Genomic DNA, 25,326 nt, shown 5'->3' on the forward strand with positions numbered 1-25,326 from the left:
ACAAGGAGACCATCCTATGAAACGCCGTGACATCCTCATCGCGCCCCCCGCGCTGGCCGCATTGGCCTTCGCCGCCGGTGCCCGCGCGCAGATCGGCGGCGCGCCGGTGCGCATCCTCGTCGGCGCGCCCGCCGGCGGCTCGACCGACACGCTGGCCCGCTCGCTGGCCGTCAGCATGGGCCCCGCGCTGGGCCGCACCGTCATCGTCGAGAACAAGCCCGGCGCCGGCGGCAACATCGCCGCCGACGCGGTCGCCAAGGCCGCGCCCGACGGCCACACGCTGCTGCTGAGCTTCACCAGCCATGCCATCAACGCCACGCTGTACCCCACGCTGCCCTTCGATCCGGTGAAGGACTTCACCGCGCTCACCTGCGTGGCCACCTCGCCGTCCATCCTGGTCGCCAGCCCGAGCCTGCCGGTGAAAAACGTGCGCGAACTCATCGCGCTCGCCAAGGCCAAGCCGGGGCAGCTCAACTTCGCCATCGGCGCGGTGGGCTCGTCGCTGCACATGGCGGGCGAAGACTTCAAGATGCAGTCGGGCGTGGACATCGTGAACATCCCCTACAAGGGCACCGCGCCCGCCGTGCAGGACCTGCTCGCGGGCCAGGTGCAGCTGATGTTCGCGGCGGTGGGCAACGTCAAGGCCCACATCCAGGCCGGCAAGCTCAAGGCGCTGGGCGTGACCACCGCCAAGCGCCTGCCCGCGTTCCCCGACGTGCCGGCCATTGCCGAGGCCTTGCCGGGCTACGAGTCGAGCGCATGGTTCGGCCTGTTCGGCCCGGCACGCCTGCCCGCCGACGTGGCGCGCAAGCTCGGCGACGCGGCGCGCCAGGCGCTGCAGCAGCCCGACATGCGCAAGCGGCTGGAGACCGAAGGCGCCATTCCTGTGGGCAACTCGCCCGAGCAGTTCGCCGCCTTCGTGCAAAGCGAGATCCCGCGCTGGGCCAAGGTCGTGAAGTTCTCCGGAGCCAAGCCGGAATGACCTCGCCTGCACTGAACCGCGCGCCCGGGACGCCACCGCAGACGCTGGCGCAGAAGCTCATCGCGCGCGCCAGCGGCCGCGACCATGTGGCCGTGGGCGAGATCGTGACCTGCGGCGTCGACCTCGCCATGTTCCACGACTCCTCGGGACCGCGCCGCCTGAAGCCCATGCTCGAGGAGCTGGGCGCGCAGATCTGGGACCGCTCGCGCATCGTGCTCGTGATGGACCACTACGTGCCCGAGCGCGACGACGACTCGCGCCGCATCGTGCGCATCGCGCGGGACTGGGCGCGCGACCAGCAGCTGCCCCACGTGTACGACAGTCAAGGCATCTGCCACGTGGTGGTGCCGCAGCACGGCCACATCCGCCCCGGCATGCTGTGCGTGGGCGGCGATTCGCACTCGCCCACGGGCGGCGCGTTCGGCGCCTACATGTTCGGCGTGGGCAGCACCGAGATGCTCGGCGTGGTCGTCACCGGCGAGATCTGGCTGCGCGTGCCCGAGACCATCCGCATGTGGTGGGACGGCGCATTGCCCGCGGGCGTGACCGCCAAGGACATGATGCTGCACATGATCGGGCGCTTCGGCATGAACGGCGGGCGCTACCAAGCGGTCGAATTCGCGGGGCCGGCCGTCACGGCGCTGTCGATGCAGGAGCGCATGACGCTGTCGAACATGAGCGCCGAGCTGGGCGCGCAGGCCGGACTCATCGCACCCGACGAGACCACGGCCGCCTTTCTCGAAGGCGCGGGCGCCCCACGAGCGGACATGGCCCGCTGGTTCACCGACGAGGGCGCCGACTTCACGCGCCACCGCTTCGACGCCGCCACGCTGGAGCCGCACATCGCCGCGCCGCACAGCCCGGCCAACTCGCACGGCGTGAGCCGATATGCGGGCACGCATGTGGACGTGGCCTACATCGGCGCGTGCACCGGCGCCAAGCTCGACGACCTGCGCGCCGCGGCCCAGGTGCTGCGCGGGCACAAGGTGGCGGCGGGCATCCGCCTGATCGTCGCGCCCGCCAGCATCCAGGACCAGGAGCAGGCGCGCGCCGAGGGCGTGCTGCAGGTGCTGATGGACGCGGGCGCCGAGCTGTTCCCGACCGCCTGCGGCGCCTGCTCGGGCTACGGCGACCCGATGGGCGACGACATCACCGTCATCTCGACCACGGCGCGCAACTTCAAGGGCCGCATGGGCTCGCCGACCGCGCAGGTGTACCTGGGCTCGCCCTACACGGTGGCGGCCGCGGCACTGCGCGGCCAGGTGACCGATCCGCGCGAGGTGCTGCAATGAGCGTGACACGCGCCACCCACCGCGTCTGGCGCCTGGGCGCCGACATCGACACCGACCTGCTCGCGCCGGGCCATGCCATGAAGCACGGCATCGACATCATCGCGAAGCACTGCCTCGAAGCCATCCGCCCCGACTTCGCCGCAGGCGTGCAGCGCGGCGACGTGCTGGTGGCCGGGCCCAACTTCGGCATCGGCTCCTCGCGCGAGCAGGCCGCCGCCGTGCTGGTGCACCTGGGCGTGGCGGCGGTCGTCGCGCCTTCGTACAGCGGCCTGTACTTTCGCAATGCCTTCAACGTGGGCCTGCTGCTGCTGACCTGCGCCGAGGCCGAGACGCTGAACGAGGGCGAGCAGATCGCCCTCGACACCACGGCACCCGAGATCGTTGCACCCGGCGCCCGGCGCCTGGCCTGCGAGCCGGTGCCGCTATTCCTCATGGACATGGTCCGCGCCGGCGGACTGTTGAACCAGCTGCGCCAGCGCTCCAGCCGCCCCGCCTTCACGAAAGCCCCCGATGCCTGATCCTTCTTCCGCCACAACCCTCGACCCCGTCACGCTCGCCGTGTTGCGCGGCCGCCTCGAACAGGTGGCCGACGAGATGGACGCCACGCTCTACCGCAGCGCGTTCAACCCCATCATTGCCGAGGCGCACGACGCCTGCCACGGCCTGTACGACGCCACCACCGGCGACACGCTGGTGCAGGGCAAGTCGGGCCTGCCGGTGTTCGTGGGCGCCATGGCCTTCGCCGTGCGCGCCACCGCCAAGGCCGCCGAGCCGCGCGGCGGCATGAAGGACGGCGACATCTGGATCAGCAACGACGCCTACGACGGCGGCACGCACGCCAACGACTTCAAGCTGGTGAAGCCCTTCTTTCGCAACGGCAAGCTCTACTGCCACATGGCCTCGGCCGCGCACTGGCACGACGTGGGCGGCGCGGTGCCCGGCAACTACAACCCCGCGGCCACCGAGTGCTGGCAGGAGGCGGTGCAGATTCCGCCGGTGCGCATCGTGCGCAACGGCGTGCTCGACGCCGACGTGCTGGCCATCCTGCAGGCCAACACGCGCCTGCCCGACAGCCTGTGGGGCGACCTGAACGGCCAGCTCGCCGCGCTGGAGCTCGGCGAGAAGCGGCTGAACGGCCTGCTCGACGAGTACGGCGACGACCTGGTGCTGAACGCATTGAGCGAGCTGCGCACCCGCGCGCTGCGCCTGATGCGCTCGCACATCGCCTCGCTGCCCGACGGGCGCTACAGCTTCGACGACGTGCTGGACAACGACGGCATCGTGAACGAGCCGCTGACCATCGCGCTCGACATGACCGTGGCCGGCGACCGGCTCACGCTCGACTTCTCGCGCACCTCGCCGCAGTGCGCGGGGCCGGTGAACATCTCGCGCGCCACCGCCATCGCGGCCTGCTACGTCGCGCTCAAGCACCTGTTCCCCGACGTGCCGGCCAATGCCGGCGTGCTCGATGCGGTGGACTTCGTCATTCCCGACAAGCTCGTCATCAGCTGCGAGCGCCCGCGCCCGGTCGGCGGCTACACCGAGACCATCCTGCGCATGATCGACGTGATCTTCAGCGCCGCAGCGCAGGCCGACCCCACGCGCGCCGTGGCGCAGGCCTACGGCACCATCAATGCGCTGTCGATCGCGGGCCACCGCAGCGACAAGGGCCGCGAGGGCCAGCGCTGGGTGATGTTCAGCTTCTTCGGCGGCGGTCACGGTGGCCACTCGGGCGGCGACGGGCTGTCGCACGGCAACGCGCCGATCTCGACCGCGACCATTCCGCCGCTCGAGATTCTCGAAGCCGCCTACCCGGTGCGCTTCACCGAATGGTCGCTGCGCGCCGACTCCGGCGGCGACGGCCAGCACCGCGGCGGGCTGGGCGCCGTCTATGAAATCGAACTGCTCGAGAAGGACGCCGAAGTGTTCGTCTTCGGCGAGCGCGGCACCTCGCCGCCCAAGGGCATCGCGGGCGGCGGCCCGGGCGCGGTCAACGTGTTCAGCTACGAGAACGCGGGCGAGTGGCACACACCGCCCATGGTGTCGAAGATGCGCGGCATCACGCTGGCGCGCGGCGAGCGCGTGCGCCTGGAAACCCCCGGTGGCGGCGGCTGGGGCCATGGCGCCGAACGCAACCCCGCGCAGCGCGAGGCCGACGCGGCCATGGGCTACGTGAACACCGACAGCAAGAAGAAAGCCTCCGAATGACTTCCCCTGCCAAATCCCTTGTCGTCGGCGTCGATGTCGGCGGCACCTTCACCGACCTGTTCGTGCTCGACGAAGCCAACGGCACCGCGCGCATCGTCAAGGTGCCTTCCACGCGCGGCGAGGAAGCGCGCGGCTTCATGAACGGCGTGGCGCGCGTGGCCGACTCGGCCGCCGACATCTCGACCATCGTGCACGGCACCACCGTGGGTACCAACGCGCTGCTGGAGCGCAAGGTGGCGCGCACCGGCATCATCACCACGCGCGGCTTCCGCGACGTGCTCGAGATGCGCCGGCGCGACCGGCCCGAGACTTGGGGCCTGCGCGGCAGCTTCAAGCCCGTGGTGCCGCGCGACCTGCGCCGCGAAGTGGACGAGCGCGTGCTGGCCGACGGCACGCTGCACACGGCGGTCGACCTGGAGCAGGTGCGCGCCGAGGCGCGCTCGCTGCTCGAGGCCGGCTGCGAGGCGGTGTGCGTGTTCTTCATCAACACCTATGCCAACCCCGAGAACGAGCGCCTGGCCGTGGCCGCGGTGCGCGAGCTGTGGCCCAACCCGCACGTGACTTCGGCCAGCGAGGTGCTGCCCGAGATCCGCGAGTTCGAGCGCTGCTCGACCGCCACGCTCAACGCCGCGCTGCAGCCGGTGGTGGGCAGCTACCTGGGCCGGCTGGAGAGCGACCTGCGCGCGCAGGGCTTCGCGGGCGAGCTGCTGGTGGTGCAGAGCAACGGCGGCGTGATGTCGCGCCAGACCGCCAGCGACCTGCCGGTGCGCACGGCGCTCTCGGGCCCGGCGGCGGGCGTGATCGCCTGCGCGGCCATCGCGCGCGCGGCGGGCTTTCCGAATGCGATCACGGGCGACATGGGCGGCACCTCTTTCGACGTGTCGCTGGTGGCCAACGGCGAGGCCGCGCTGGCGGCGCAGACCGCCATCGAGTTCGGCATGGTGATCCGCTCGCCCATGATCCAGATCGAGACCATCGGCGCCGGCGGCGGCTCCATCGCGTCGGTGGATGCGAGCGGCATGCTGCAGGTGGGCCCCGAGTCGGCGGGCAGCGTGCCCGGCCCGGCCTGCTATGGCCGAGGCAACATGCGCCCGACGGTGACCGATGCGAACGTGCTGCTGGGGCGCATCGCCGCCGACCGTCCGCTCGGCGGCGGGCTGCTTGCGGCGCTGGACGGCGAGAAGTCGCGCCAGGCGATCGAGGAACATGTGGCACGCCCGCTGGGCCTCGATGTGTACGCGGCGGCCGAAGCGATTCTTACCGTGGCCAATGCGCGCATGGCCGGTGCCATCCGCCTCGTGTCCATCGAGCGCGGGCACGACCCGCGCCGCTTCGCCTACATGCCCTTCGGCGGCGGCGGCGCGCTGCATGTGTGCGCCATGATGCGCGAGGTGGGCGTGGCCACGGGCATCGTGCCGCGCTACCCCGGCGTGACTTCCGCGCTGGGCTGCGTGATCGCCGACATGCGCCACGACGCGGTGCAGACGCTCAACAAGCCGCTGGCCGAGCTGGACGTGGCCGATGTGCAGCGCCGCATCGACGCGCTGGCCGCCAGCTGCCAGGAGCGGCTCGATTCTTCGGGCGTGCGCTTCGACGAGGTGAAGCAGGTCGTCGCGCTCGACATGCTCTACGCCGGCCAGACGCACACGCTGCCCGTGGTGCTGGCCGATGCGGGCAAGGCGCCGCTCACGGCCGCATCCATCCGCACCGCCTTCGAGGCGGCCTACACTGCAGCCTTCGGCCGCGTGCTCGACGGCATCGCCATCCGCGTGATGAACCTGCGCTACGCGCGCATCGGCGTGCGGCCCAAGTTCGACCTGAAGGTGCTGGCGCCCGAAGGCGAGGGCAGCACTGCGCCGCTGGGCACGCAGCGCGTGTTCCATCAGGGCCAGTGGCACGATGCCGTGCGCTATGCACGGCTCGAACTGCCGGTGGCTTCGCGCATCGACGGGCCCGCGATCCTGGAGCAGGCCGACACCACCGTGTGGCTGGAACCCGGCTTCCACGCCGAGGTCGATGCGCACGGCAACCTGCTGGTGAGGCCGTCGTGAGCGAAGGCGCGAAGGTGATCGCGGCGAAGACGGCGCTGGTCGTCATCGACTTGCAGAACGACTTTCTGGATGCGAAGGGCGCCTATGCGCGCGGCGGCGACACCAACCCGCCTGCCTTGCTGCTGCCCGAGCGCGTGGCCGCGGTGGCGCGTGCGCTGAAGGCGGCGGGCGGCTTGGTGGTCGCGAGCCAGTTCACGCTGTGGCCCGATGCGAAGGGCGAGCCGATGGTGTCGCCGCACCTGAAGGCGCTGCGCCCGTACCTGGCCAAGGGCGACTTCGCGCCCGGCAGCTGGGGCCAGGCCAACGTCGATGCGCTCGCGGGCCTGGTCGACGTCACGGTGAGCAAGGTCGCCTACTCGGCCTTCTTCAACACCCAGCTCGACTGGGTGCTGCGGCGCGCGGGCATAGCCACCGTGGCGGTCTGCGGCATCGTCACCAACGGCGGCGTGGCCAGCACGGTGCGCGACGCGCACATGCGCGACTACCGCACGCTGGTGCTAGGCGACGGCTGCGCGGCCTTCGGCGAGGAGCGCCACAACATCTCGCTGGCCGACATGCGCAACGTGGCCGAGGTCACGAACTGCCAGCCCTTCATCGATTCGATCGCATGACGCAACCCGTGCGAACCATTCGCCGTGCGGCCTCGGTCGAGGCCGACGTGCATGTGGCGGTGGCCATCGTCGGCGGTGGCGCCTGCGGGCTCACCGCTGCGCTGATGCTGGCCGATGCCGGCGTCGACTGCGTGGTGCTCGAACGCGATGCGTTGCCCAGCGGATCGACCGCGCTGTCCTCGGGCTTCATTCCCGCGCCGGGCACGCGCACGCAGCGCGCGCACGGCGTGGCCGGCGACAGCGCGGCGCGCTTCGCGGCCGACATCCAGGCCAAGGCGCACGGCCGTGCGGCGCCCGCGCTGGTCGAGGCCTATGCCGCCGCCATCGGCCCTGCGCTCGATGCGCTGCAGGAACGCCATGGCCTGGCGTGGATGCTGCTCGACGGCTTTCTCTACCCCGGCCACAGCGTGCACCGCATGCACGCGCTGCCCCAGAAGACGGGCGCCGCGCTCATGGCGGCGCTGCAGGCCGCTGTCGAGGCCGCCGGCGCCCCCGTGCTCACGCAGGCGGTGGTCGACACCCTGGTGCTCGACGATGAAGACCGCGTGATCGGCATCGACTACCTGCGCCCCGACGGCCGGCACGAGACGCTGGGCTGCGACGCGCTGCTGCTCGCCTGCAACGGCTTCGGCGGCAACACGCAGATGGTGCGCACGCTGCTGCCCGAGATGGCCGAGGCCACCTTCGGCGGGCATGTGGGCAACGACGGCAGCGCCATCCTCTGGGGCGAGGCGCTGGGTGCGCAACTGCGCGACCTGGGCGGCTACCAGGGGCACGGCTCGTGGGTGACGCCGCAGGGCGCCTTGATGTCGTGGGCCGTGATGATGGAAGGCGGCGTGCAGCTCAACAGCGAAGGCTGTCGCTTCCACGACGAAACACAGGGCTACTCCGAGGCTGCGGTGCACGTGCTCGCGCAGCCGGGCGGCATTGCGTGGAACGTGTTCGACACGCCCTTGCTCGCGCTGGCGCGCGGCTTTCCCGATTTCTGCGAGGCCGAGGCGGCGGGCGCGCTGCGCCGCTGCGACTCGGTGGATGCGCTGGCCGACTGCATCGGCTGCGAGCGCGCGGTGCTGCAGGCCACGCTCGATGCGATGCGCGGTGGGACGCCGGCCGCCGACGGCCGCGTGTTCGCACGCGGGCTCGACGCGCCGTATTTCGCCGTCAAGGTGACTGGCGCGCTCTTCCACACCCAGGGCGGGCTGGCCACCGCGCCCGACATGCGCGTGCTGCGGCAAGACGGCTCGCCGCTGCCCAACCTGCTCGCGGCGGGCGGCGCGGCGGGCGGCGTCTCGGGCGACGCGGTGTGGGGCTATCTCTCCGGCAACGGCCTGCTGAGCGCCGTGGCCGGTGGCTACATCGCGGCGCACACGGCTGCCGCGTTCATTCGATCCAAGGAGGCGTCCGCATGACGACCGAGAACTTCAAGACCCGGCTGGCGCGCAACGACATCGTGCTGGCCCCGGGCGTGTACGACGCGCTGAGCGCGCTGGTGGCCGAACAGGCCGGCTTCGAGGCGCTGTACCTCTCGGGCGCATCGATCGCCTACACGCGGCTGGGCCGCTCCGACATCGGCCTGACCACCTTCACCGAGGTGGCCGACACGCTCGCGCGCATCACCGAGCGCGTGAACCTGCCGGTGATCGTCGATGCCGACACCGGCTTCGGCAACGCGCTGAACACGCAGCGCACGGTGCGCGGCTTCGAGCGCGCGGGCGCGGCCATGGTGCAGATCGAGGACCAGACCTTTCCCAAGCGCTGCGGCCACCTCGACGGCAAGGCCGTGGTGCCCGAGCGCGAGATGGTCGGCAAGCTCAAGGCCGCGCTGGACGCGCGCGCCTCGAGCGACACGCTGATCCTCGCGCGCACCGACGCGGTGGCGGTCGAAGGGCTGGAGGCCGCGCTCGACCGCGCCGAGGCCTACCTCGAATGCGGCGTGGACGCGCTCTTCATCGAGGCGCTGCGCTCGCCCGCGCAGATGGATGCGGCGTGCCAGCGATTCGGCGACCGCGTGCCGCTGCTGGCCAACATGGTCGAAGGCGGCAAGACGCCGATCCAGGATGCCGATGCGCTGCAGAAGCACGGCTTTCGCATCGCCATCTTCCCGGGCGGCACGGCGCGAGCGGTGGTGCACACGCTGCAGGGCTACTACGCGAGCCTGCACCAGCACCGCACCACGCAGCCGTGGCGGCCGCAGATGCTGGACTTCGATGCGCTCAACGAGGTGATCGGCACGCCCGAGCTGATGCGCACCGGCCAGAAGTACGACTGACGACGCGGCTCAGCGCAACGCGCGGACCAGCGCGTCGTACACCAGCCGCACGCGCGCCGGCACCGGCGCGCGCTGCGAGCGGTAGACATGGATGGGCCAGGGCTCGGGCGCCTCGGCCTCCAGCACCGGCACCAGCGCGCCCGACTGCAGCAGCGGCTCGGCCAGCGGCCCCACGAGCTGGCCGAAGCCGATGCCCGCCAGCACCGCCGCGCATTCCGCATCGACGTCGTCGGTGACGAAGGACGGCGCGGCGATCGGCACCTGCCGCCCCTTGCTGAAGAACCACGACCACGGGCGGCCCGAGCTGCGGTCCATCAGCGCGGTGAGCGGAAAGCCGGGCAGCGCATCGAGGCTCTTCGGAATGCCGGTGCGCTCGATCAGCGCCGGCGCGGCCACCACGTAGAGGCGCATCTTGCCGACGGTGCGCGCGACGAAGCGCGCATCGCGGATGGGGCCTGCCCGCACCCCGATGTCGATCTGCTCGTCGACCACGTCGGCATGGGTCTCCGACAGCCTCAGGTCGAGCACCAGGCCGGGATGCTCGGCCAGCATCGGCGCCAGCACCTGCGGGATCAGCCGGCGGCCGAACACGTTGGGCGCCGTGACCCGCACCGTGCCCGCGTGCTGCGACAGCGCGCGCCGGTCGGTGCGGTGGAACAGCGCGTCGACGCCGCCCACCGCGGCACGCGCGCGCTGTGCGAGCTGCCGGCCGAAATCGGTGAGCTGCACGCCGCGCGTGCTGCGGTGAAACAGCGGCTCGCCCAGTTCTTCTTCCAACTCGCGCACCGCACGCGTCACCACCTGCGGCGACACGGACAGGCGCACGGCGGCCTCGCGGAAGTTGGCGGCATCGGCAGCGGTGAAAAAGACGCGCAGGGCTTCGAGGCGGTTGGACATGGAGTGTTCCTTGTTGAGGAATTCTGAAGTCGCCAGAGTTTCATTTACTGGAACGCGTGGATTTTCCACACTGCATGCACTTCTTCAACACACCCGAAAGGAATTTCCCATGACATCCGTTCAAGACAACATCAAGGGCAAGGTCGCCATCGTCACCGGCGCGAGCAGCGGCATCGGCGAATCCATGGCGCGGCACCTGGCCGCGCGCGGCGCCAAAGTGGTGCTGGCCGCGCGCCGCACCGAGCGCCTCGACCAGGTGGTCGCCGAGATCCGCGAGGCCGGCGGCGAAGCCATTGCCGTGGCCACCGACGTGGCGAAGCGCGCCGACCTCGACAAGCTGGCCGTGGCCACGGTCGAGGCCTTCGGGCGCATCGACGTGCTGGTCAACAACGCGGGCGTGATGCCGCTGTCGCCCATCGAGAAGCTCAAGGTCGACGAGTGGGACCGCACCATCGACGTCAACATCAAGGGCGTGCTGTACGGCATTGCCGCGGTACTGCCGCGCATGCAGGCGCAGGGCAGCGGCCACATCCTGAACGTGGCGTCCATCGCCGGCTTCAAGGTGTTCACGCCCATCGGCACGGTGTACAGCGCGACCAAGCATGCAGTGCGCGCCATCTCCGAAGGGCTGCGCATCGAAATGGGCAACAGCGGCGTGCGCGTGACCACGGTGTCGCCCGGCGCGGTCGAGTCGGAGCTGAAGTTCGGCAGCAGCGACGCCGACAGCGCGGCCGGCGTGAAGGCGTTCTATGACGCCAACCAGATCCCGGCCGACGCGGTGGCGCGTGCCGTGGTCTACGCGGTGGAGCAGCCGGCGAACGTGGACATCAACGAAGTGGTGGTGCGGCCGGTGTCGCAGGAGTTCTGAGTCGCACGGTCGCCCACATGACCGAGGAAAGGGGCCGGCGGCGGCCCCTTCCCGTTTCAATTAACCTTCAACAACTGAAGGTTTCTGGAAGCCGAAACCTCGAAGTCCCTGCAAAATAGAACGACCGTTCGTTTTTTGCCTGGGATTTCCACGATGACCGCCACCGCCGCTCCCGCCAAGCCCGCTCGCGCCGCCCAGAAGGGCCAGCAGACCAAGGCCGTCATCGTCGACGCCGCGCTGGCGCTGGCCGCGCAGATCGGGCTGGAAGGCCTGTCGATCGGCGCCGTGGCCGAGATCACCAAGATGAGCAAGTCGGGCGTGTTCGCCCACTTCGGCTCGCGCGAGGAACTGCAGATCTCGGTGGTGCGCGAATACCACGCGCGCTTCGAGCAAGAGGTGTTCTTCCCCGCCCTGAAGGCGCCGCGCGGCCTGCCGCGGCTGCGCGCCATGTTCGCCAACTGGATGAAGCGCACCTCGACCGAAATCGACTCGGGCTGCATCTACATCAGCGGCGCCTCCGAATTCGACGACCGTCCGGGGCCGGTGCGCGACGCGCTGGTCGAGTCGGTCAGCATCTGGCAGGCCGCCGTGCTGCGCGCCATCGTGCAGTCGAAAAGTGAAGGCCACCTGTGCGCCGACGCCGACGAGCGCCAGGTGGGTTTCGAGATCCACGGCCTGATCCTCGCGCTGCACTACGAGGCGCGCTTTCTCCAGGTGCCCGGCTCCATCGGCCGCGCCAACGTCGGTTTCGACAACATCCTCGCGCGCAGCGCGACCCCCGAGGCCCCCAAGCCGGAGGCTGCCACCGCAGCCGCACCCGCGGGCCGCCGCTTGAAGACCGTGCGCTGACACGCGCGCGGCTCGTCCCGCTTTCACGTTTCTGTTTTTTCTTTTTTCTATCTAGCTTCGACCAGGAGAGTTCCGGATGCCTACCTACACCCCCCCCGTTCGCGACATGCAGTTCGTGCTGCACGAAATGCTCAACGTCGCCGAGGAACTCAAGGCGCTGCCGGCCCATGCCGAGACCGATGCCGACACCATCAACGCGGTGATCGAAGAGGCCGGCAAGTTCGCCGCCGAAGTGACCTTTCCGCTGAACATCAGCGGCGACGAAGAAGGCTGCGTGCTCGACAAGGCCACCCATGAAGTGACCACGCCCAAGGGCTTCAAGGCCGCCTACGCCAAGTACGTGGAAGGCGGCTGGCCCGCGCTGTCGTGCGACCCGGCCTTCGGCGGCCAGGGCCTGCCCTTCGTGGTGAACCAGTGCCTGTTCGAGATGCTCAACAGCGCCAACCAGGCCTGGACCATGTACCCCGGCCTGTCGCACGGCGCGTACGAGGCGCTGGTGGCCCACGGCACCGAAGAACAGAAGAAGACCTACCTGCCCAAGCTCACGAGCGGCGAGTGGACCGGCACCATGTGCCTGACCGAACCCCATTGCGGCACCGACCTGGGCCTCTTGCGCACCAAGGCCGAGCCGCAGGCCGACGGCACCTACCGCATCACCGGCAGCAAGATCTTCATCTCGGCCGGCGAGCACGACATGACGGACAACATCATTCACCTGGTGCTGGCCCGCCTGCCGGACGCGCCCAAGGGGAGCAAGGGCATCAGCCTGTTCGTGGTGCCCAAGTTCCACGTCAATGCCGACGGCTCGCTGGGTGAGCGCAACCCGATCTTCTGCGCCGGCCTGGAGCACAAGATGGGCATCCACGGCAACGCCACCGCGCAGATCGTGATCGAAGGCGCCACCGGCACGCTGGTGGGCGAGCCCAACAAGGGCCTGGCCGCGATGTTCGTGATGATGAACGCCGCGCGCCTGGGCGTGGGCAACCAGTCGCTGGGCCTGACCGAAGTGGCTTATCAAAACGCACTGGCCTACGCCAAGGACCGCACGCAGATGCGTTCGCTGTCGGGCGTGAAGGCCAAGGACAAGGAAGCCGACCCGATCATCGTGCACCCCGACGTGCGCAAGATGCTGCTCACCGCCAAGGCCTATGCCGAAGGTGGCCGCGCGCTGCAGATCTTCTGCACGCTGCTGCTCGACAAGGAACACAACCACCCCGACGAGAAGGTGCGCAAGGACTCGGGCGAGCTGGTGGCGCTGCTCACGCCCATCGTGAAGGCCTTCATCACCGACAACGGCCACATCGCGACCAACGCGTGCATGCAGGTGTTCGGCGGCCACGGCTTCATCAAGGAATGGGGCATGGAGCAGTTCGTGCGCGACAACCGCATCAACATGATCTATGAGGGCACCAACACCATCCAGTCGCTGGACCTGCTGGGCCGCAAGGTGCTGGGCAACAACGGCGCGTCGCTGAAGAAGTTCGGCAAGCTCGTCGCGAAGCTGGTGGAAGAAGAGGGCGTGAACGAGAAGATGGCCGAGTTCATCAACCCGATTGCCATGCTGGGCGACCAGCTCACCAAGTTCACCACCGAGATCGGCTTCAAGGGCTTCCAGAACCCCGACGAAGTGGGCGCCGCCGCGGTGGACTACCTGCGCGTGGCCGGTCACTTCGTGTTCGGCTACCTGTTCGCACGCATGGCGCAGGTCGCGTTGCGCGAAATTGCCGCCGGCAACGCCGATCCCTTCTACGTGGCCAAGCTGCAGACCGCGCGCTTCTATTTCGCCAAGCTGTTCCCCGAGACCGCGACGCTGATGCGCACCGCGCGCGCCGGCAGCAAGGTGCTGATGGACACCGACGCGGCGCTGGCCTGAGGCCGGCCCCTTGCCCTTTTGCCCTTTTTGCCCTTTCCTTCGACTCTGCGGGAGACACGCATGAAAAAAACATTCGCAGCCGTTCTGTTCGCCGTCACGGCGGCCTCGGCCATGGCCCAGTCCACGCCCGTGGGCCTGTGGCGCAACGTGGACGACAAGACCGGCGAGGTCAAGGCCGAGATCAGCATTGCCGAGACCAACGGCGCGCTGCTCGGTCGCATCGAGAAGGCACTGGGCAAGGACGCCAAGCCCGGCGCCACCTGCGACGAATGCAGCGACGACCGCAAGGGCAAGCCCATGGTCGGCCTGGACATCATCCGTGGCGGCAAGAAGGCGGAGGGCAAGGACGTCTGGGAAGGCGGCAAGATCCTCGACCCCGAGAACGGCAAGGAATACCGCGCCAGCTTCACGCCCGTCGACGGCGGCAGGAAGCTCGAAGTGCGCGGCTACCTGGGCCCCTTCTGGCGCACCCAAACCTGGAACCGTGTTCCTTGACCCACCCCCGTAGCTGCTCACGTCGTGTAGCAGCCTCCCCCTCGAGGGGGCAACACCAGCGGCCCGGCAAAGCCGGTTCCGCGGTGTTCCCCGAACTGATTCAGAACTTCGAAACTCCGCCATGTCCCGATTTCAAGTGAAGAAGGTCGCCGTGCTCGGCGCCGGCGTGATGGGCGCGCAGATTGCGGCCCACCTCGTCAACGTGCGCGTGCCTGTCGTGCTGTTCGACCTGGCCGCCAAGGAAGGCCCGAAGAACGGCATCGTCACGCGCGCCATCGACAACCTCAAGAAGCTCAAGCCCGCGCCGCTCGGCGACGTGGCCGATGCCGTGTTGATCGAGCAGGCCAACTACGAGGACGACCTCGCCAGGCTCGGCGAGTGCGATCTCATCATCGAAGCCATTGCCGAGCGCATGGACTGGAAGCTCGATCTCTACAAGAAGATCGCGCCGCATGTGGCCAGGCACTCGATCCTGGCCTCGAACACCTCGGGCCTGTCGATCACCAAGCTCAGCGAGGCGTTGCCCGAAGCGCTGAAGCCGCGCTTCTGCGGCATTCACTTCTTCAACCCGCCGCGCTACATGTTCCTGGTGGAGCTGATCAACACGCCCACCACGCAGCCGCAGGTGCTCGACGACCTCGAGGCCTTCGTCACCAGCACGCTGGGCAAGGGCGTGGTGCGCGCGCACGACACGCCCAACTTCATCGCCAACCGCGTCGGCATCGCCGGCATGCTGGCCACGTTGAAGGAAGTCGAGAAGTTCGGCCTCACGCCCGACGTGGTGGACGACCTCACGGGCAAGAAGCTGGGCCGCGCGAGCTCGGGCACCTTCCGCACCGCCGACGTGGTGGGGCTGGACACGATGGCCCATGTCGTGAAGACGCTGCAGGACACCCTGAACGCCGAGACCGATCCGTTCTACGCCAACTTCGCGACGCCGCCGGTGCTCGCCAAGCTGCTGGAGCTGGGCAACCTGGGCCAGAAGACCAAGGCCGGCTTCTTCAAGAAGGTCGGCCGCGACATCCTGCGCTTCGACTTGAAGAGCGGCGAGTACGTGCCCGCCGGCGCCAAGGCCGACGAGGTGTACGGCCGCATGCTGAAGAAGCCCGCGGGCGAGCGCCTGAAATTGCTGCGCGAGAGCGAAGGGCCGCAGGGGCAGTTTTTGTGGGCGATCCTGCGCGACGGCTTTCACTACGCCGCCGTGCACCTGGCCGACATTGCGGAGAGCGCGCGCGACATCGACTTCGCGATGCGCTGGGGCTTCGGCATGAAGCAAGGCCCGTTCGAGCTGTGGCAAGAAGCGGGCTGGGCACAGGTTGCCAAGTGGATCCAGGAAGACATCGACGCGGGCAAGGCGCTGAGCACGGTGCCGCTGCCCAAGTGGGTGTTCGAAGGCGCGGTTGCCAAGGCCGGTGGCGTGCACACGCCCGAAGGTTCATGGAGCGCGTTGCAGGGCCAGTTCATCCCGCAGCGCAAGCTGCCGGTGCACGACCGTCAGCTGTTCCCCGAGAGCGTGCTGGGCGCGAACGCGGCCGATGCCAACACCGCCGGCACCACGATCAGCGACGAAGGCGACGTGCGCGTGTGGACGCTGGACGGCGAGGTGTTGATCGCCAGCATCCATTCGAAGATGCACGCCATCAGCCCCGACGTGGCCGAGGCGCTGGGCGCCGCGGTCGAGCTGGCCGAGGCCGAGTACAAGGGCCTGGTGATCTGGTCGCCCGACGAGATGTTCTCCGTCGGCGCCGACCTGCAGGCGATGCTGCCGGCCTTCGTGGTCGCGGGCATCGGCGCGGTCGAAGGCGCGGAAGAAGAGCTGCAGAACGTGATGCTCAAGATCCGCTACGCCAGCGTGCCGGTGGTGTCGGCCGTGCGCGGCCTGGCGCTGGGCGGCGGCTGCGAATTGGCGGTGTATTCGTCCAGGCGCGTGGCGGCGATGGAAAGCTACATCGGGCTGGTCGAAGTCGGCGTGGGGCTTATCCCCGGCGCGGGCGGTCTGACCTACATCGCACGCCGCGCGGCTGAGAACGCCGCGGCCTCGACGGGCACCGACCTGCTGCCGTTCCTGACCGAAGGCTTCACCGCCGCCGCCATGGCGAAGGTGGGCACGGGCGCGCTCGATTCGAAGAAGCTGGGCTACCTGCTCGACAGCGACGTGATCGTGCCGAACAAGGACGAGCTGCTGTACGTGGCGCTGCAGCAGGCCAAGGCGATGGCCGACGCCGGCTACCGCGCGCCACTGCGCCGCAGCTTCCGCGTGGCGGGGCGCAGCGGCGCGGCCACGATCAAGGGGCAGCTGGTGAACATGCGCGACGGCGGGTTCATCAGTGCGCACGACTTTCACATTGCGAGCCTGATCGCGAACGTGGTGACTGGCGGCGATGTGGACGCGGGTTCGCTCGTGACCGAGGAATACCTGATGACGCTGGAACGCAAGGCGTTCTGCTCGCTGATCGTGCATCCGAAGACGCAGGAGCGGATCATGGGGATGCTGAGTACGGGGAAGCCGGTACGGAACTGACCTGCATTTCTCCTTCCCCTTCCGGGGGAAGGCAGGGATGGGGGCTCTCCAACCAAGCACGATGCGAAACCAGTCCACGCCCAATGCCCGTGCAAACGCACAGGTGCTGCGTCGCGAGATGACCGACTCGGAGCGCAAGCTCTGGGGCGGTCTGCGCGCGGAGCAATTGGGCGTGAAGTTTCGGCGCCAGCATCCGCTGGGCGGCTACATCGCCGACTTCGCGTGCCTTGCGCCGAAGCTGATCGTCGAACTCGACGGCTCCCAGCACCAAGCGCAGCAAGGTTACGACGCGCGACGTGACGCATTTTTCCGCGCGCAGGGTTTCGACGTGCTGCGCTTTGCATCGAACGATCCGTTCACCAATCTTGATGGGGTTCGCCATGCCATAGCCAACCGGCTTGTCGAGTTGACGCCGCAGGCCCCCATCCCAGCCTTCCCCCGGAGGGGGAAGGAGCAAGAAAATCCAGGAGCTTCTTCATGAGCAGCAAACAAGTCCAAGACGCCTACATCGTCTCCGCCACCCGTACCCCCATCGGCAAGTCGCACCGCGGCTACTTCCGCAACTACCGCCCCGACGACCTGCTCGCGACCACGCTCAGGGCCGCGCTCGCCGCGGTCCCCAGCCTCGACCCCAAGGCCATCGAGGACATCATCTGCGGCTGCGCCATTCCCGAATCGCAACAGGGCCTGAACGTCGCGCGCATCGGCGCGGTGCTCGCCGGCCTGCCGACCAGCGTGGGCGGCATCACCGTCAACCGCTTCTGCGCCTCGGGCCTGTCGGCCGTGCAGATGGCCGCCGACCGCATCCGCGTGGGCGAAGCCGACGTGATGATCGCCGCCGGCGTCGAGAGCATGAGCATGGTGCCCATGATGGGCAACTCGCCTTCGCTGTCGCCCGCCATCTTCGAACGCGAAGGCGACGTGGGCATCGCCTACGGCATGGGCCTCACGGCCGAGAAGGTCGCGCAGCAGTGGAAGGTGAGCCGCGAAGCCCAGGACGCGTTCGCGCTCGCCTCGCACCAGAAGGCACTGGCCGCGCAGAAGGCCGGCAAGTTCTCCGACGAGATCACGCCCATCGAAGTGACCGACCGCACGCCGAACCTGGAGACCGGCGAGTCGGTCGCCAAGACCCGCACCGTGAGCCTCGACGAAGGCGCGCGCCCCGACACCAGCATCGAAGGCCTGGCCAAGCTGCGCACCGTGTTCGCCGCGCGCGGCACCGTGACGGCCGGCAACAGCTCGCAGACCTCGGACGGCGCCGGTGCGCTCATCCTGGCGAGCGAGAAGGCCGTCAAGCAATACGGCCTCACGCCGCTCGCGCGCTTCGTGAGCTTCGCCAGCAAGGGCGTGCCGCCGCACATTATGGGCATCGGCCCGATCGAGGCGATTCCGGCCGCGCTGCGCTACGCCGGCCTGAAGCACGAGGACATTGACTGGTTCGAGCTCAACGAGGCCTTTGCCGCGCAGTCGCTGGCGGTCATCCAGACGCTGGGGCTCGACCCGTCCAAGGTCAATCCGATGGGCGGCGCCATTGCGCTGGGCCACCCGCTGGGCGCGACCGGTGCTATCCGCTCGGCGACAGTCGTGCACGCGCTGCGTCGCGAGAATCTGAAGTACGGCATGGTCACGATGTGCGTGGGCATGGGCCAGGGCGCTGCGGGCATCTTCGAGCGCGTCTGACAGCCCAGGTCGTTTTGCCGTGCAGCCGTCGCAGGAGACAACACAGATGACAGCGCATCCGTTCGACAAGGCCCTCGCGATTCGCCACAGCGACATCCGCGTGGGCCACTTCACGGGCATGACCAGCCCCGACTACTGGAACATGGTCGGGCCCTTCGGGGGCACCACGGCGGCGCTGGTGCTGCAGGCGGTGCTGAAGCACCCGGACCTGCTCGGCGCGCCGATCGCGCTCACGGTCAACTACGCGGCGGCGCTGGAAGCCGGTGCGTTCGACATCCAGGCCACGGCCGTGCGCACCAACCGCTCGACGCAGCACTGGACGGTGCAGATCACCCAGGCCGGCCCGAGCGGCGCGCCGAACATGACGACCACCGCCACGGTGATCACCGCGGTGCGCCGCGAGACCTGGGGCGAGAACGACCTGCCGATGCCCGCCGTGCCCAAGCCCGAGGCGGTCGAGCGCATCACCATCGGCCCGTCGGGCGTGGCGTGGATCGGCCATTACGAGATGCGCCCGATCAGCGGCGGCATTCCGGCCCGGTGGGACGGCAACGGCCACCACAGCGAAAGCCGGCTCTGGCTGCGCGACGCCCAGCCCAGGCCGCTGGACTTCACGTCGCTTGCGGCCATGAGCGACCTGTTCTATCCGCGCGTGTGGCTGCGCCGCGCCAAGCCGGTGCCGGCGGGCACGGTGTCGATCACCACCTACTTCCATGCCAGCGCGGCACAGCTGGCCGAGGTCGGCACGGGCTACCTGCTGGGCAGCGCCACGGGGCAGCAGTTCAGCAACGGTTTCTTCGACCAGGCCGCGCAGTTGTGGAGCGAAAGCGGCGCATTGCTGGCCACGTCGAACCAGATCGTCTACTACAAGGAATGACCGCCATGTCGCTGACGAAAGCCGCACTCGTCGTCGGCGCCGGCGACGCCACCGGCGGCGCCATTGCCCGCCGCTTCGCGCGCGAGGGCTATGCCACCTGCGTCACGCGGCGCAGCCTCGACAAGCTGCAGCCGCTGGTGGCACAGATCGAGGCCGACGGCGGCAAGGCGCACGCCTTCGCCTGCGACGCACGCAAGGAGGAGGACGTGGTGGCGCTGGTCGAGCAGATCGAGTCGACCATCGGGCCGATCGAGGTCATGGTGTTCAACATCGGCGCGAACGTGCCGGAGAGCATCCTCACGGAGACTGCGCGCAAGTACTTCAAGGTGTGGGAGATGGCCTGTTTCTCGGGTTTTCTCAACGGCCGCGAAGTGGCCCGGCGCATGGTGGCGCGTGAACTGCCCAAGGGCGGCCACCGCGGCACGATCATCTTCACGGGCGCCACGGCGTCGCTGCGCGGCGCGGCGAACTTCGGCGCGTTCTCTGGCGCCAAGATGGCCTTGCGCGCGCTCGCGCAGTCGATGGCGCGCGAGCTGGGTCCGCAGGGCATCCACGTGGCGCACGTGGTGGTCGACGGGGCCATCGACACCGAGTTCATCCGCAGCAACTTCCCCGAGCGCTATGCGCTGAAGGAAGACGACGGCATCCTGAACCCCGAACACATCGCCGACGCCTACTGGATGCTGCATTCGCAGCCGCGCGATGCGTGGACGCACGAGCTCGACCTGCGGCCCTGGTCCGAGAAGTTCTGAAGACCCCAGGAAGGAGACAACACCCATGACCAGATCCGTCGACTTCTATTTCGACTTCGGCAGCCCCGCTGCCTACCTGGCGGCCACCCAGCTGCCCCATGTGTGCGCCGACACCGGTGCCGACCTGGTGTGGAAGCCCATGCTGCTGGGCGGCGTGTTCCAGGCCACCGGCAACCATTCGCCCGCCGAGATCAAGCCCAAGGGCCCGTACATGACCGCCGACCTGCAGCGCTTTGCCAGGCGCTACGGCGTGCCCTACGTGCACAACCCCTTCTTCCCCATCAACACCTTGCTGCTGATGCGCGGCGCCACCGGCATCCAGATGACCGAGCCCGCGCGCTTCGGCGCCTATGTGGATGCCGTCTATCACGCGATGTGGGTCGAGCCTAAGAACCTCAACGACCCCGCCATCGTCGGCGCCGTCTTGCAGAATGCAGGCTTCGACGCCGCCGGCCTGCTCGCGCTGGCCGGTGCGCAGGACACCAAGGACCGCCTCAAGGCCGTCACCCAGGAAGCCGTGGAACGCGGCGTGTTCGGCGCGCCGACCATGTTCGTCGGCACCGAGATGTTCTGGGGCCAGGACCGGCTCGATTTCGTGCGCGAAGCACTGGCAGCCGCCTGACCGCGGCAACGCCCCTTTTTACCCAAGGACCATTCCCATGAGCGACATCCTCGTCCACACCGAAGCCGGTGTGATGACCCTCACCTTCAACCGCGTCGACAAGAAGAACTCGATCACCAGCAGCATGTACGCCGAACTGGCCGACGCGCTGGCCACGGCCGAGGGCGACGCGGCCGTGCGCTGCGTGCTGATCCAGGGCGACCCGACCATCTTCAGCGCCGGCAACGACATCGGCGACTTCCTGAACGCCCCGCCGTCGACGCAGGAGTCGCCCGTGTTCCGCTTTCTGCGCGGCATCGCGACCTTTCCCAAGCCGATCGTCGCGTCCGTGTGCGGCCCGGCCGTGGGCATCGGCACCACGATGCTGTTCCATTGCGACCTGGTCTACGCGGGCGACAACGCAGCCTTCTCGATGCCTTTCGTGAACCTGGGCCTGTGCCCCGAGGCCGCGTCCAGCCTGCTGGTGCCGCAGATGCTGGGCTACCACCGCGCGGCCGAGGCGCTGCTGCTGGGCGAACCCTTCATGGCCGAAGCCGCGCTCGAAGTGGGCCTGGTCAACCGCGTGGTGCCGCCGACCGAGGCGAACGCCATTGCGCAAACGCAGGCGCGCAAGCTCGCGGCCAAGCCGCTGAGCGCGCTGATCGAGACCAAGCGCCTGCTGAAGAAGTCGCAGATGCCCGCCGTGCTTGAACGCATGGGCGAGGAGGGCGCGAGCTTCGGACGCATGCTGCGCGAACCGGCCGCCAAGGAGGCATTCGGTGCCTTCATGGAGAAGCGCAAGCCGGATTTCTCGAAGGTCTGACGCGCGCTGCAGGCCGGTGCGGGCACGCTGCCCAACGTTCAGTTTTCAAAGGGAAAAACGCCCCTAACGCGCGTCCAGCCCGCGAACGATGCTACTGAAAAAGTAGCATCTAACGCGATAAGGCGGTGCACGTCCGGCTTGCCGGCGGGAGCCTCGGGCGTTCCGGGCGCCTGCAGTTAACCGGCCGACTTCTCGATAGGGCGCGGGCGGCCGTTGTCGTCGATGGCCACGTAGGTGAAGGTGGCCTGCGTCACCTTGATGTATTCGCCCTGGGCCCGGAAGCGCTCGGCGAACACCTCCACCGTGACCGTGACCGACGTGCGCCCGATGCGCACCAGCTTCGAATAGAACGACAGGATGTCGCCCAGGCGCACCGGCTGCTTGAAGATGAACTCGTTCACTGCCACCGTGGCCATGCGGCCCTTGGCGTGACGCGCCGGAATCACCGAGCCGGCCAGGTCGCACTGCGCCATGACCCAGCCGCCGAAGATGTCGCCGTTGGCGTTGCAGTCGGCCGGCATCGGGATGACCTTGAGAACCAGCTCCATGTCGGTGGGCAGGCTCTTGAGGGTGGCGGCAGCGGCGGCGCTGGAAGTGTCTGACATGGGCACAATCTGGAACAAACAAGCAACCACGATTGTCCTCCATGCGCCGAAGCGGCGAAGCCCTCCCCCCCACACACACCGTCTCCGGCCACCCGCCGGAGCGCAGCGACCGTTCCGACTGGGCGACGCTGCGCCGCCTGTTTCCCTACCTCTGGCAATACAAATGGCGGGTGGCCGCCGCGCTGGCCTTCATGGTGGGCGCCAAGGTGGCCAACGTGGGCGTGCCGGTGCTGCTGAAGAACCTGGTCGACACCATGACGCCCAAGGCGGGTGCGCCCGAGCTGGCCCAGGCCCTGCTCATCGTGCCCATCGGCCTGCTGCTGGCCTACGGCCTGCTGCGCTTCTCGACCTCGCTGTTCGGAGAGCTGCGCGAGCTGATCTTCGCCAAGGCCACCGAGGGCACGGCGCGCCAGATTGCGCTGGAGGTGTTCCAGCACCTGCACTCGCTGAGCCTGCGCTTCCACCTGGAGCGCCAGACCGGCGGCATGACACGCGACATCGAGCGCGGCACGCGCGGCGTGCACTCGCTGATCTCGATGTCGCTCTACAGCATCGTGCCCACCATCATCGAGCTGGTGCTGGTGCTCACCATATTGGGGGTCAAGTTCGACTCCCTGTTCGTCTGGATCACCGGGGCGGCGCTGGTGCTGTACATCGGCTTCACCGTCACGGTGACCGAGTGGCGCACGCAGTTCCGCAAGACCATGAACGAGCTCGACTCGGTGGCGCAGAGCCGGGCGGTCGACTCGCTCATCAACTACGAGACGGTCAAGTACTTCAACAACGAGGCGTTCGAGGCCAAGCGCTACGACGCCAGCCTGGACCGCTACCGCAAGGCCGCCATCAAGAGCCAGCGCACGCTGAGCATGCTCAACACCGGCCAGCAGGCGCTGATTGCCGTGAGCCTGGTGCTGATGCTGTGGCGCGCCACCTCGGGCGTGGTCGAGGGGCGCATGACGCTGGGCGATTTGGTGATGGTCAACGCCTTCATGATCCAGCTCTACATACCGCTGAACTTCCTGGGCGTGATCTACCGCGAGATCAAGCAGAGCCTGACCGACCTGGACAAGATGTTCGTGCTGATGGAGAAAGACCGCGAGGTGCGCGACGCACCTGGCGCGCAGCCGCTGGCCGGCACGGACTCCACCATCCACTTCGAGGACGTGAGCTTCGCCTACGAACCCGCGCGCCCCATCCTCAAGCACCTGAGCTTCGAGATCCCGGCCGGCAAGACGGTGGCCGTGGTGGGCCCCTCGGGCTCGGGCAAGTCCACGCTGGCGCGGCTGCTCTACCGCTTTTATGACGTGCAGCAAGGGCGCATCACCATCGGCGGCGAGGACATCCGCGAGGTCACGCAGGCCAGCGTGCGCCGCGCCATCGGCATCGTGCCGCAGGACACGGTGCTGTTCAACGACACGGTCGAATACAACATCGCCTACGGCCGCCCGGGGGCCACGCGCGAGGAGGTGGAGAACGCCGCGCGCGCCGCGCGCATCCACGACTTCATCTCGGCCACGCCCAAGGGCTACGACACCACCGTGGGCGAACGCGGCCTGAAGCTGTCGGGCGGCGAGAAGCAGCGCGTGGCCATTGCGCGCACGCTGCTGAAAGACCCGCCGATCGTGATCTTCGACGAGGCCACCTCGGCGCTGGACTCGGCCAACGAGCGCGCCATTCAGTCGGAGCTCAAGAGCGCCGCGCAGGACAAGACCACGCTGGTCATCGCGCACCGCCTGTCGACGGTGGTCGATGCGCACGAGATCCTGGTGCTCGAGGCCGGGGTGATCGTCGAGCGCGGCACGCATGCCGAGCTGCTGGCCAGGCAGGGCCGCTACGCCCAGATGTGGGCTTTGCAGAAGAGCGAAGCGGCCCCGATTCTTTAGGCTCGCCCCCAGGCTCCGCGCACTTCGCACTTCGTGTCGCTTCTCCTACCCCGTGCCGGGGGCAACACCGGAGGCCCGGCAAAGCCGCATCCTCGGTGTTCCACTGCGGGGTATACACGCCATTTTTTTGACATCGATTAGGAGTTCCCACGTGCTGACCAAGATTCCCCTGCTGGTGCTCAACAGCCTGTCGAGCGCCCACCAGGCCCAGATTGCCGAGGTCTACGACCTGACCTATGCCTTCGGCGCCGCCGAGCGCGCGGCCGCCATTGCCGAGCACGGCAAGAAGTTTCGCGCGGTGCTGACCATCGGCGTGATCGGCATCACGCCCGAGGAAATCGCGGCCCTGCCCGCGGTGGAGCTGATCTGCTGCCTGGGCGCCGGCTATGAAGGCGTGCCGCTCGACGTCACGCGTGCGCGCGGCATCGTGACGGCCAACGGTGCCGGTACCAACGACGACTGCGTGGCCGACCACGCCATGGGCATGCTGATCAGCATCGTGCGCGGGTTCCGCAAGCTCGACCGGCTGTGCCGCGAAGGCGTGTGGCGCGAGGCCATCGAGCAGCCGGCGAACGTGTCGGGCAAGAAGCTGGGCATCCTGGGGCTGGGCACCATCGGCCAGAAGATCGCCCGGCGCGCGGCGGCGTTCGACATGGAGATCGGCTATCACAACCGCAAGCCGCGCGAGGGCACCACGCACCGCTACTTCGACGACCTGAAGTCGCTGGCGGCGTGGGCCGACGTGCTGGTGCTGGTGGCGCCGGGCGGACCGGCGACGAAGCACATGGTCAACGCCGAAGTGCTCGACGCGCTGGGGCCGCAGGGTTACCTGGTGAGCATCGGGCGCGGCAGCGTGGTCGACACCGAGGCGCTGGCCGCGGCGCTGCGCGAGAACCGCATCGCGGGCGCGGGCGTCGACGTGTACGAGAGCGAACCGAAGCGGCCCGAGCCGCTGGTCGGGCTGGACAACGTGCTGCTCACGCCGCACGTGGCCGGCTGGTCGCCCGAAGCGACGCAGAAGTCGGTCGACCATTTCCTTGCGAATGCCGAAGGGCACTTCGCAGGGCGCGGCGTCGTCACGCCCGTCTGAGGTCTTGCGTCTTACCCCGGGAGGGAGGGAGCAAGTCAGGACACCGGGACATTGCAAGGCCGGTCTTGCTCCTTCCCCCTCTGGGGGAAGGCTGGGATG

The 25,326-nt window shown here is 68.7% G+C and carries 23 protein-coding genes; 21 read left to right on the forward strand and 2 right to left on the reverse strand.

Annotated features, from left to right (window positions below; translation table 11 throughout):
• Positions 1 to 16: 16 nt before the first annotated feature.
• From AC0IYU_RS21030 to AC0IYU_RS21065, 8 genes are read left to right on the forward strand one after another with little or no spacing between them, the layout of a single operon-like run.
• On the forward strand, positions 17 to 982 hold the full coding sequence (locus AC0IYU_RS21030) for a tripartite tricarboxylate transporter substrate binding protein (protein WP_472120682.1): 966 nt from the start codon (positions 17 to 19) through the stop codon (positions 980 to 982).
• Positions 979 to 2,274 carry a 3-isopropylmalate dehydratase large subunit gene (locus AC0IYU_RS21035; RefSeq protein ID WP_472120684.1) on the forward strand — a complete coding sequence of 432 codons (1,296 nt, stop codon included), beginning with the start codon at positions 979 to 981 and terminating at the stop codon, positions 2,272 to 2,274. The genes AC0IYU_RS21030 and AC0IYU_RS21035 overlap by 4 nt, the downstream gene beginning before the upstream one ends.
• Positions 2,271 to 2,792 carry a LeuD/DmdB family oxidoreductase small subunit gene (locus AC0IYU_RS21040; protein WP_472120686.1) on the forward strand — a complete coding sequence of 174 codons (522 nt, stop codon included), beginning with the start codon at positions 2,271 to 2,273 and terminating at the stop codon, positions 2,790 to 2,792. The genes AC0IYU_RS21035 and AC0IYU_RS21040 overlap by 4 nt, the downstream gene beginning before the upstream one ends.
• Complete coding sequence (locus tag AC0IYU_RS21045; protein WP_472120688.1) at positions 2,785 to 4,482, forward strand: hydantoinase B/oxoprolinase family protein; 1,698 nt, start codon at positions 2,785 to 2,787, stop codon at positions 4,480 to 4,482. The genes AC0IYU_RS21040 and AC0IYU_RS21045 overlap by 8 nt, the downstream gene beginning before the upstream one ends.
• Positions 4,479 to 6,533, forward strand: coding sequence for a hydantoinase/oxoprolinase family protein (locus AC0IYU_RS21050; RefSeq protein WP_472120690.1), 2,055 nt, complete (start codon positions 4,479 to 4,481; stop codon positions 6,531 to 6,533). The genes AC0IYU_RS21045 and AC0IYU_RS21050 overlap by 4 nt, the downstream gene beginning before the upstream one ends.
• Positions 6,530 to 7,144, forward strand: coding sequence for a cysteine hydrolase family protein (locus tag AC0IYU_RS21055; protein WP_472120691.1), 615 nt, complete (start codon positions 6,530 to 6,532; stop codon positions 7,142 to 7,144). Before AC0IYU_RS21050 ends, AC0IYU_RS21055 begins: the two co-directional genes overlap by 4 nt.
• Entirely contained in the window at positions 7,141 to 8,553 is a 1,413-nt protein-coding gene (locus AC0IYU_RS21060; RefSeq protein ID WP_472120693.1) for an FAD-dependent oxidoreductase, read from the forward strand. Before AC0IYU_RS21055 ends, AC0IYU_RS21060 begins: the two co-directional genes overlap by 4 nt.
• On the forward strand, positions 8,550 to 9,413 hold the full coding sequence (locus AC0IYU_RS21065) for an isocitrate lyase/PEP mutase family protein (RefSeq protein WP_472120695.1): 864 nt from the start codon (positions 8,550 to 8,552) through the stop codon (positions 9,411 to 9,413). Before AC0IYU_RS21060 ends, AC0IYU_RS21065 begins: the two co-directional genes overlap by 4 nt.
• Before the next feature lie 9 nt (positions 9,414 to 9,422).
• On the opposite strand, the gene AC0IYU_RS21070 is transcribed toward AC0IYU_RS21065, so the two are convergent.
• Entirely contained in the window at positions 9,423 to 10,310 is an 888-nt protein-coding gene (locus tag AC0IYU_RS21070) for a LysR family transcriptional regulator (protein ID WP_435486337.1), read from the reverse strand.
• Positions 10,311 to 10,419: 109 nt separating this feature from the next.
• Here AC0IYU_RS21070 and AC0IYU_RS21075 point away from each other — a divergent pair, with 109 nt between their 5' ends.
• The 11 genes from AC0IYU_RS21075 to AC0IYU_RS21125 all read left to right on the forward strand — a co-directional run bounded on the left by AC0IYU_RS21075 (position 10,420) and on the right by AC0IYU_RS21125 (position 21,649).
• A complete protein-coding gene (locus AC0IYU_RS21075; RefSeq protein ID WP_472120697.1) occupies positions 10,420 to 11,178 on the forward strand; it encodes an SDR family oxidoreductase in 759 nt (252 codons plus the stop codon).
• A gap of 153 nt (positions 11,179 to 11,331) precedes the next feature.
• The gene (locus AC0IYU_RS21080) at positions 11,332 to 12,027 is read left to right on the forward strand and encodes a TetR/AcrR family transcriptional regulator (protein ID WP_472120699.1); all 696 of its coding nucleotides are present in this window, start codon (positions 11,332 to 11,334) and stop codon (positions 12,025 to 12,027) included.
• A gap of 76 nt (positions 12,028 to 12,103) precedes the next feature.
• Entirely contained in the window at positions 12,104 to 13,900 is a 1,797-nt protein-coding gene (locus AC0IYU_RS21085) for an acyl-CoA dehydrogenase C-terminal domain-containing protein (protein ID WP_472120700.1), read from the forward strand.
• A 60-nt stretch (positions 13,901 to 13,960) separates the two neighbouring features.
• Positions 13,961 to 14,395, forward strand: coding sequence for a DUF2147 domain-containing protein (locus AC0IYU_RS21090; protein WP_472120702.1), 435 nt, complete (start codon positions 13,961 to 13,963; stop codon positions 14,393 to 14,395).
• Between the two features lie 121 nt (positions 14,396 to 14,516).
• Positions 14,517 to 16,916 (forward strand): 3-hydroxyacyl-CoA dehydrogenase/enoyl-CoA hydratase family protein, encoded by a 2,400-nt coding sequence (locus AC0IYU_RS21095; protein ID WP_472120704.1) that lies wholly within the window; start codon positions 14,517 to 14,519, stop codon positions 16,914 to 16,916.
• A gap of 61 nt (positions 16,917 to 16,977) precedes the next feature.
• Positions 16,978 to 17,397 (forward strand): endonuclease domain-containing protein, encoded by a 420-nt coding sequence (locus tag AC0IYU_RS21100; RefSeq protein WP_472120706.1) that lies wholly within the window; start codon positions 16,978 to 16,980, stop codon positions 17,395 to 17,397.
• Positions 17,394 to 18,596, forward strand: a complete 1,203-nt coding sequence (locus AC0IYU_RS21105; RefSeq protein WP_472120708.1) for an acetyl-CoA C-acyltransferase — start codon at positions 17,394 to 17,396, stop codon at positions 18,594 to 18,596. Before AC0IYU_RS21100 ends, AC0IYU_RS21105 begins: the two co-directional genes overlap by 4 nt.
• A gap of 46 nt (positions 18,597 to 18,642) precedes the next feature.
• On the forward strand, positions 18,643 to 19,473 hold the full coding sequence (locus AC0IYU_RS21110) for an acyl-CoA thioesterase (protein ID WP_472120710.1): 831 nt from the start codon (positions 18,643 to 18,645) through the stop codon (positions 19,471 to 19,473).
• 5 nt (positions 19,474 to 19,478) lie between these two features.
• Entirely contained in the window at positions 19,479 to 20,225 is a 747-nt protein-coding gene (locus AC0IYU_RS21115; protein ID WP_472120712.1) for an SDR family oxidoreductase, read from the forward strand.
• A gap of 25 nt (positions 20,226 to 20,250) precedes the next feature.
• Positions 20,251 to 20,847, forward strand: coding sequence for a 2-hydroxychromene-2-carboxylate isomerase (locus tag AC0IYU_RS21120; protein WP_472120713.1), 597 nt, complete (start codon positions 20,251 to 20,253; stop codon positions 20,845 to 20,847).
• A 37-nt stretch (positions 20,848 to 20,884) separates the two neighbouring features.
• The gene (locus tag AC0IYU_RS21125) at positions 20,885 to 21,649 is read left to right on the forward strand and encodes an enoyl-CoA hydratase (RefSeq protein ID WP_472120715.1); all 765 of its coding nucleotides are present in this window, start codon (positions 20,885 to 20,887) and stop codon (positions 21,647 to 21,649) included.
• 176 nt (positions 21,650 to 21,825) lie between these two features.
• Here AC0IYU_RS21125 and AC0IYU_RS21130 read toward each other — a convergent pair whose 3' ends face one another.
• Positions 21,826 to 22,254, reverse strand: a complete 429-nt coding sequence (locus AC0IYU_RS21130) for an acyl-CoA thioesterase (RefSeq protein WP_435486326.1) — start codon at positions 22,252 to 22,254, stop codon at positions 21,826 to 21,828.
• Positions 22,255 to 22,295: 41 nt separating this feature from the next.
• Between AC0IYU_RS21130 and AC0IYU_RS21135 the strand changes: the two genes are divergently transcribed.
• On the forward strand, positions 22,296 to 24,137 hold the full coding sequence (locus AC0IYU_RS21135) for an ABCB family ABC transporter ATP-binding protein/permease (protein ID WP_472120717.1): 1,842 nt from the start codon (positions 22,296 to 22,298) through the stop codon (positions 24,135 to 24,137).
• A gap of 151 nt (positions 24,138 to 24,288) precedes the next feature.
• Positions 24,289 to 25,227 (forward strand): 2-hydroxyacid dehydrogenase, encoded by a 939-nt coding sequence (locus tag AC0IYU_RS21140; RefSeq protein ID WP_472120719.1) that lies wholly within the window; start codon positions 24,289 to 24,291, stop codon positions 25,225 to 25,227.
• Positions 25,228 to 25,326 lie beyond the last annotated feature (99 nt).

It is taken from the genome of Variovorax sp. AC103 (assembly GCF_979254005.1).

Bases quoted from the DNA above. Each gene is read 5' to 3' on its own strand.
- AC0IYU_RS21030 (WP_472120682.1), top strand. From the start codon at position 17: ATGAAACGCCGTGACATCCTCATCGCGCCCCCCGCGCTGGCCGCATTG.
- AC0IYU_RS21035 (WP_472120684.1), top strand. From the start codon at position 979: ATGACCTCGCCTGCACTGAACCGCGCGCCCGGGACGCCACCGCAGACG.
- AC0IYU_RS21040 (WP_472120686.1), top strand. From the start codon at position 2,271: ATGAGCGTGACACGCGCCACCCACCGCGTCTGGCGCCTGGGCGCCGAC.
- AC0IYU_RS21045 (WP_472120688.1), top strand. From the start codon at position 2,785: ATGCCTGATCCTTCTTCCGCCACAACCCTCGACCCCGTCACGCTCGCC.
- AC0IYU_RS21050 (WP_472120690.1), top strand. From the start codon at position 4,479: ATGACTTCCCCTGCCAAATCCCTTGTCGTCGGCGTCGATGTCGGCGGC.
- AC0IYU_RS21060 (WP_472120693.1), top strand. From the start codon at position 7,141: ATGACGCAACCCGTGCGAACCATTCGCCGTGCGGCCTCGGTCGAGGCC.
- AC0IYU_RS21065 (WP_472120695.1), top strand. From the start codon at position 8,550: ATGACGACCGAGAACTTCAAGACCCGGCTGGCGCGCAACGACATCGTG.
- AC0IYU_RS21070 (WP_435486337.1), bottom strand. From the start codon at position 10,310: ATGTCCAACCGCCTCGAAGCCCTGCGCGTCTTTTTCACCGCTGCCGAT.
- AC0IYU_RS21075 (WP_472120697.1), top strand. From the start codon at position 10,420: ATGACATCCGTTCAAGACAACATCAAGGGCAAGGTCGCCATCGTCACC.
- AC0IYU_RS21080 (WP_472120699.1), top strand. From the start codon at position 11,332: ATGACCGCCACCGCCGCTCCCGCCAAGCCCGCTCGCGCCGCCCAGAAG.
- AC0IYU_RS21085 (WP_472120700.1), top strand. From the start codon at position 12,104: ATGCCTACCTACACCCCCCCCGTTCGCGACATGCAGTTCGTGCTGCAC.
- AC0IYU_RS21090 (WP_472120702.1), top strand. From the start codon at position 13,961: ATGAAAAAAACATTCGCAGCCGTTCTGTTCGCCGTCACGGCGGCCTCG.
- AC0IYU_RS21095 (WP_472120704.1), top strand. From the start codon at position 14,517: ATGTCCCGATTTCAAGTGAAGAAGGTCGCCGTGCTCGGCGCCGGCGTG.
- AC0IYU_RS21100 (WP_472120706.1), top strand. From the start codon at position 16,978: ATGCGAAACCAGTCCACGCCCAATGCCCGTGCAAACGCACAGGTGCTG.
- AC0IYU_RS21105 (WP_472120708.1), top strand. From the start codon at position 17,394: ATGAGCAGCAAACAAGTCCAAGACGCCTACATCGTCTCCGCCACCCGT.
- AC0IYU_RS21110 (WP_472120710.1), top strand. From the start codon at position 18,643: ATGACAGCGCATCCGTTCGACAAGGCCCTCGCGATTCGCCACAGCGAC.
- AC0IYU_RS21115 (WP_472120712.1), top strand. From the start codon at position 19,479: ATGTCGCTGACGAAAGCCGCACTCGTCGTCGGCGCCGGCGACGCCACC.
- AC0IYU_RS21120 (WP_472120713.1), top strand. From the start codon at position 20,251: ATGACCAGATCCGTCGACTTCTATTTCGACTTCGGCAGCCCCGCTGCC.
- AC0IYU_RS21125 (WP_472120715.1), top strand. From the start codon at position 20,885: ATGAGCGACATCCTCGTCCACACCGAAGCCGGTGTGATGACCCTCACC.
- AC0IYU_RS21130 (WP_435486326.1), bottom strand. From the start codon at position 22,254: ATGTCAGACACTTCCAGCGCCGCCGCTGCCGCCACCCTCAAGAGCCTG.
- AC0IYU_RS21135 (WP_472120717.1), top strand. From the start codon at position 22,296: ATGCGCCGAAGCGGCGAAGCCCTCCCCCCCACACACACCGTCTCCGGC.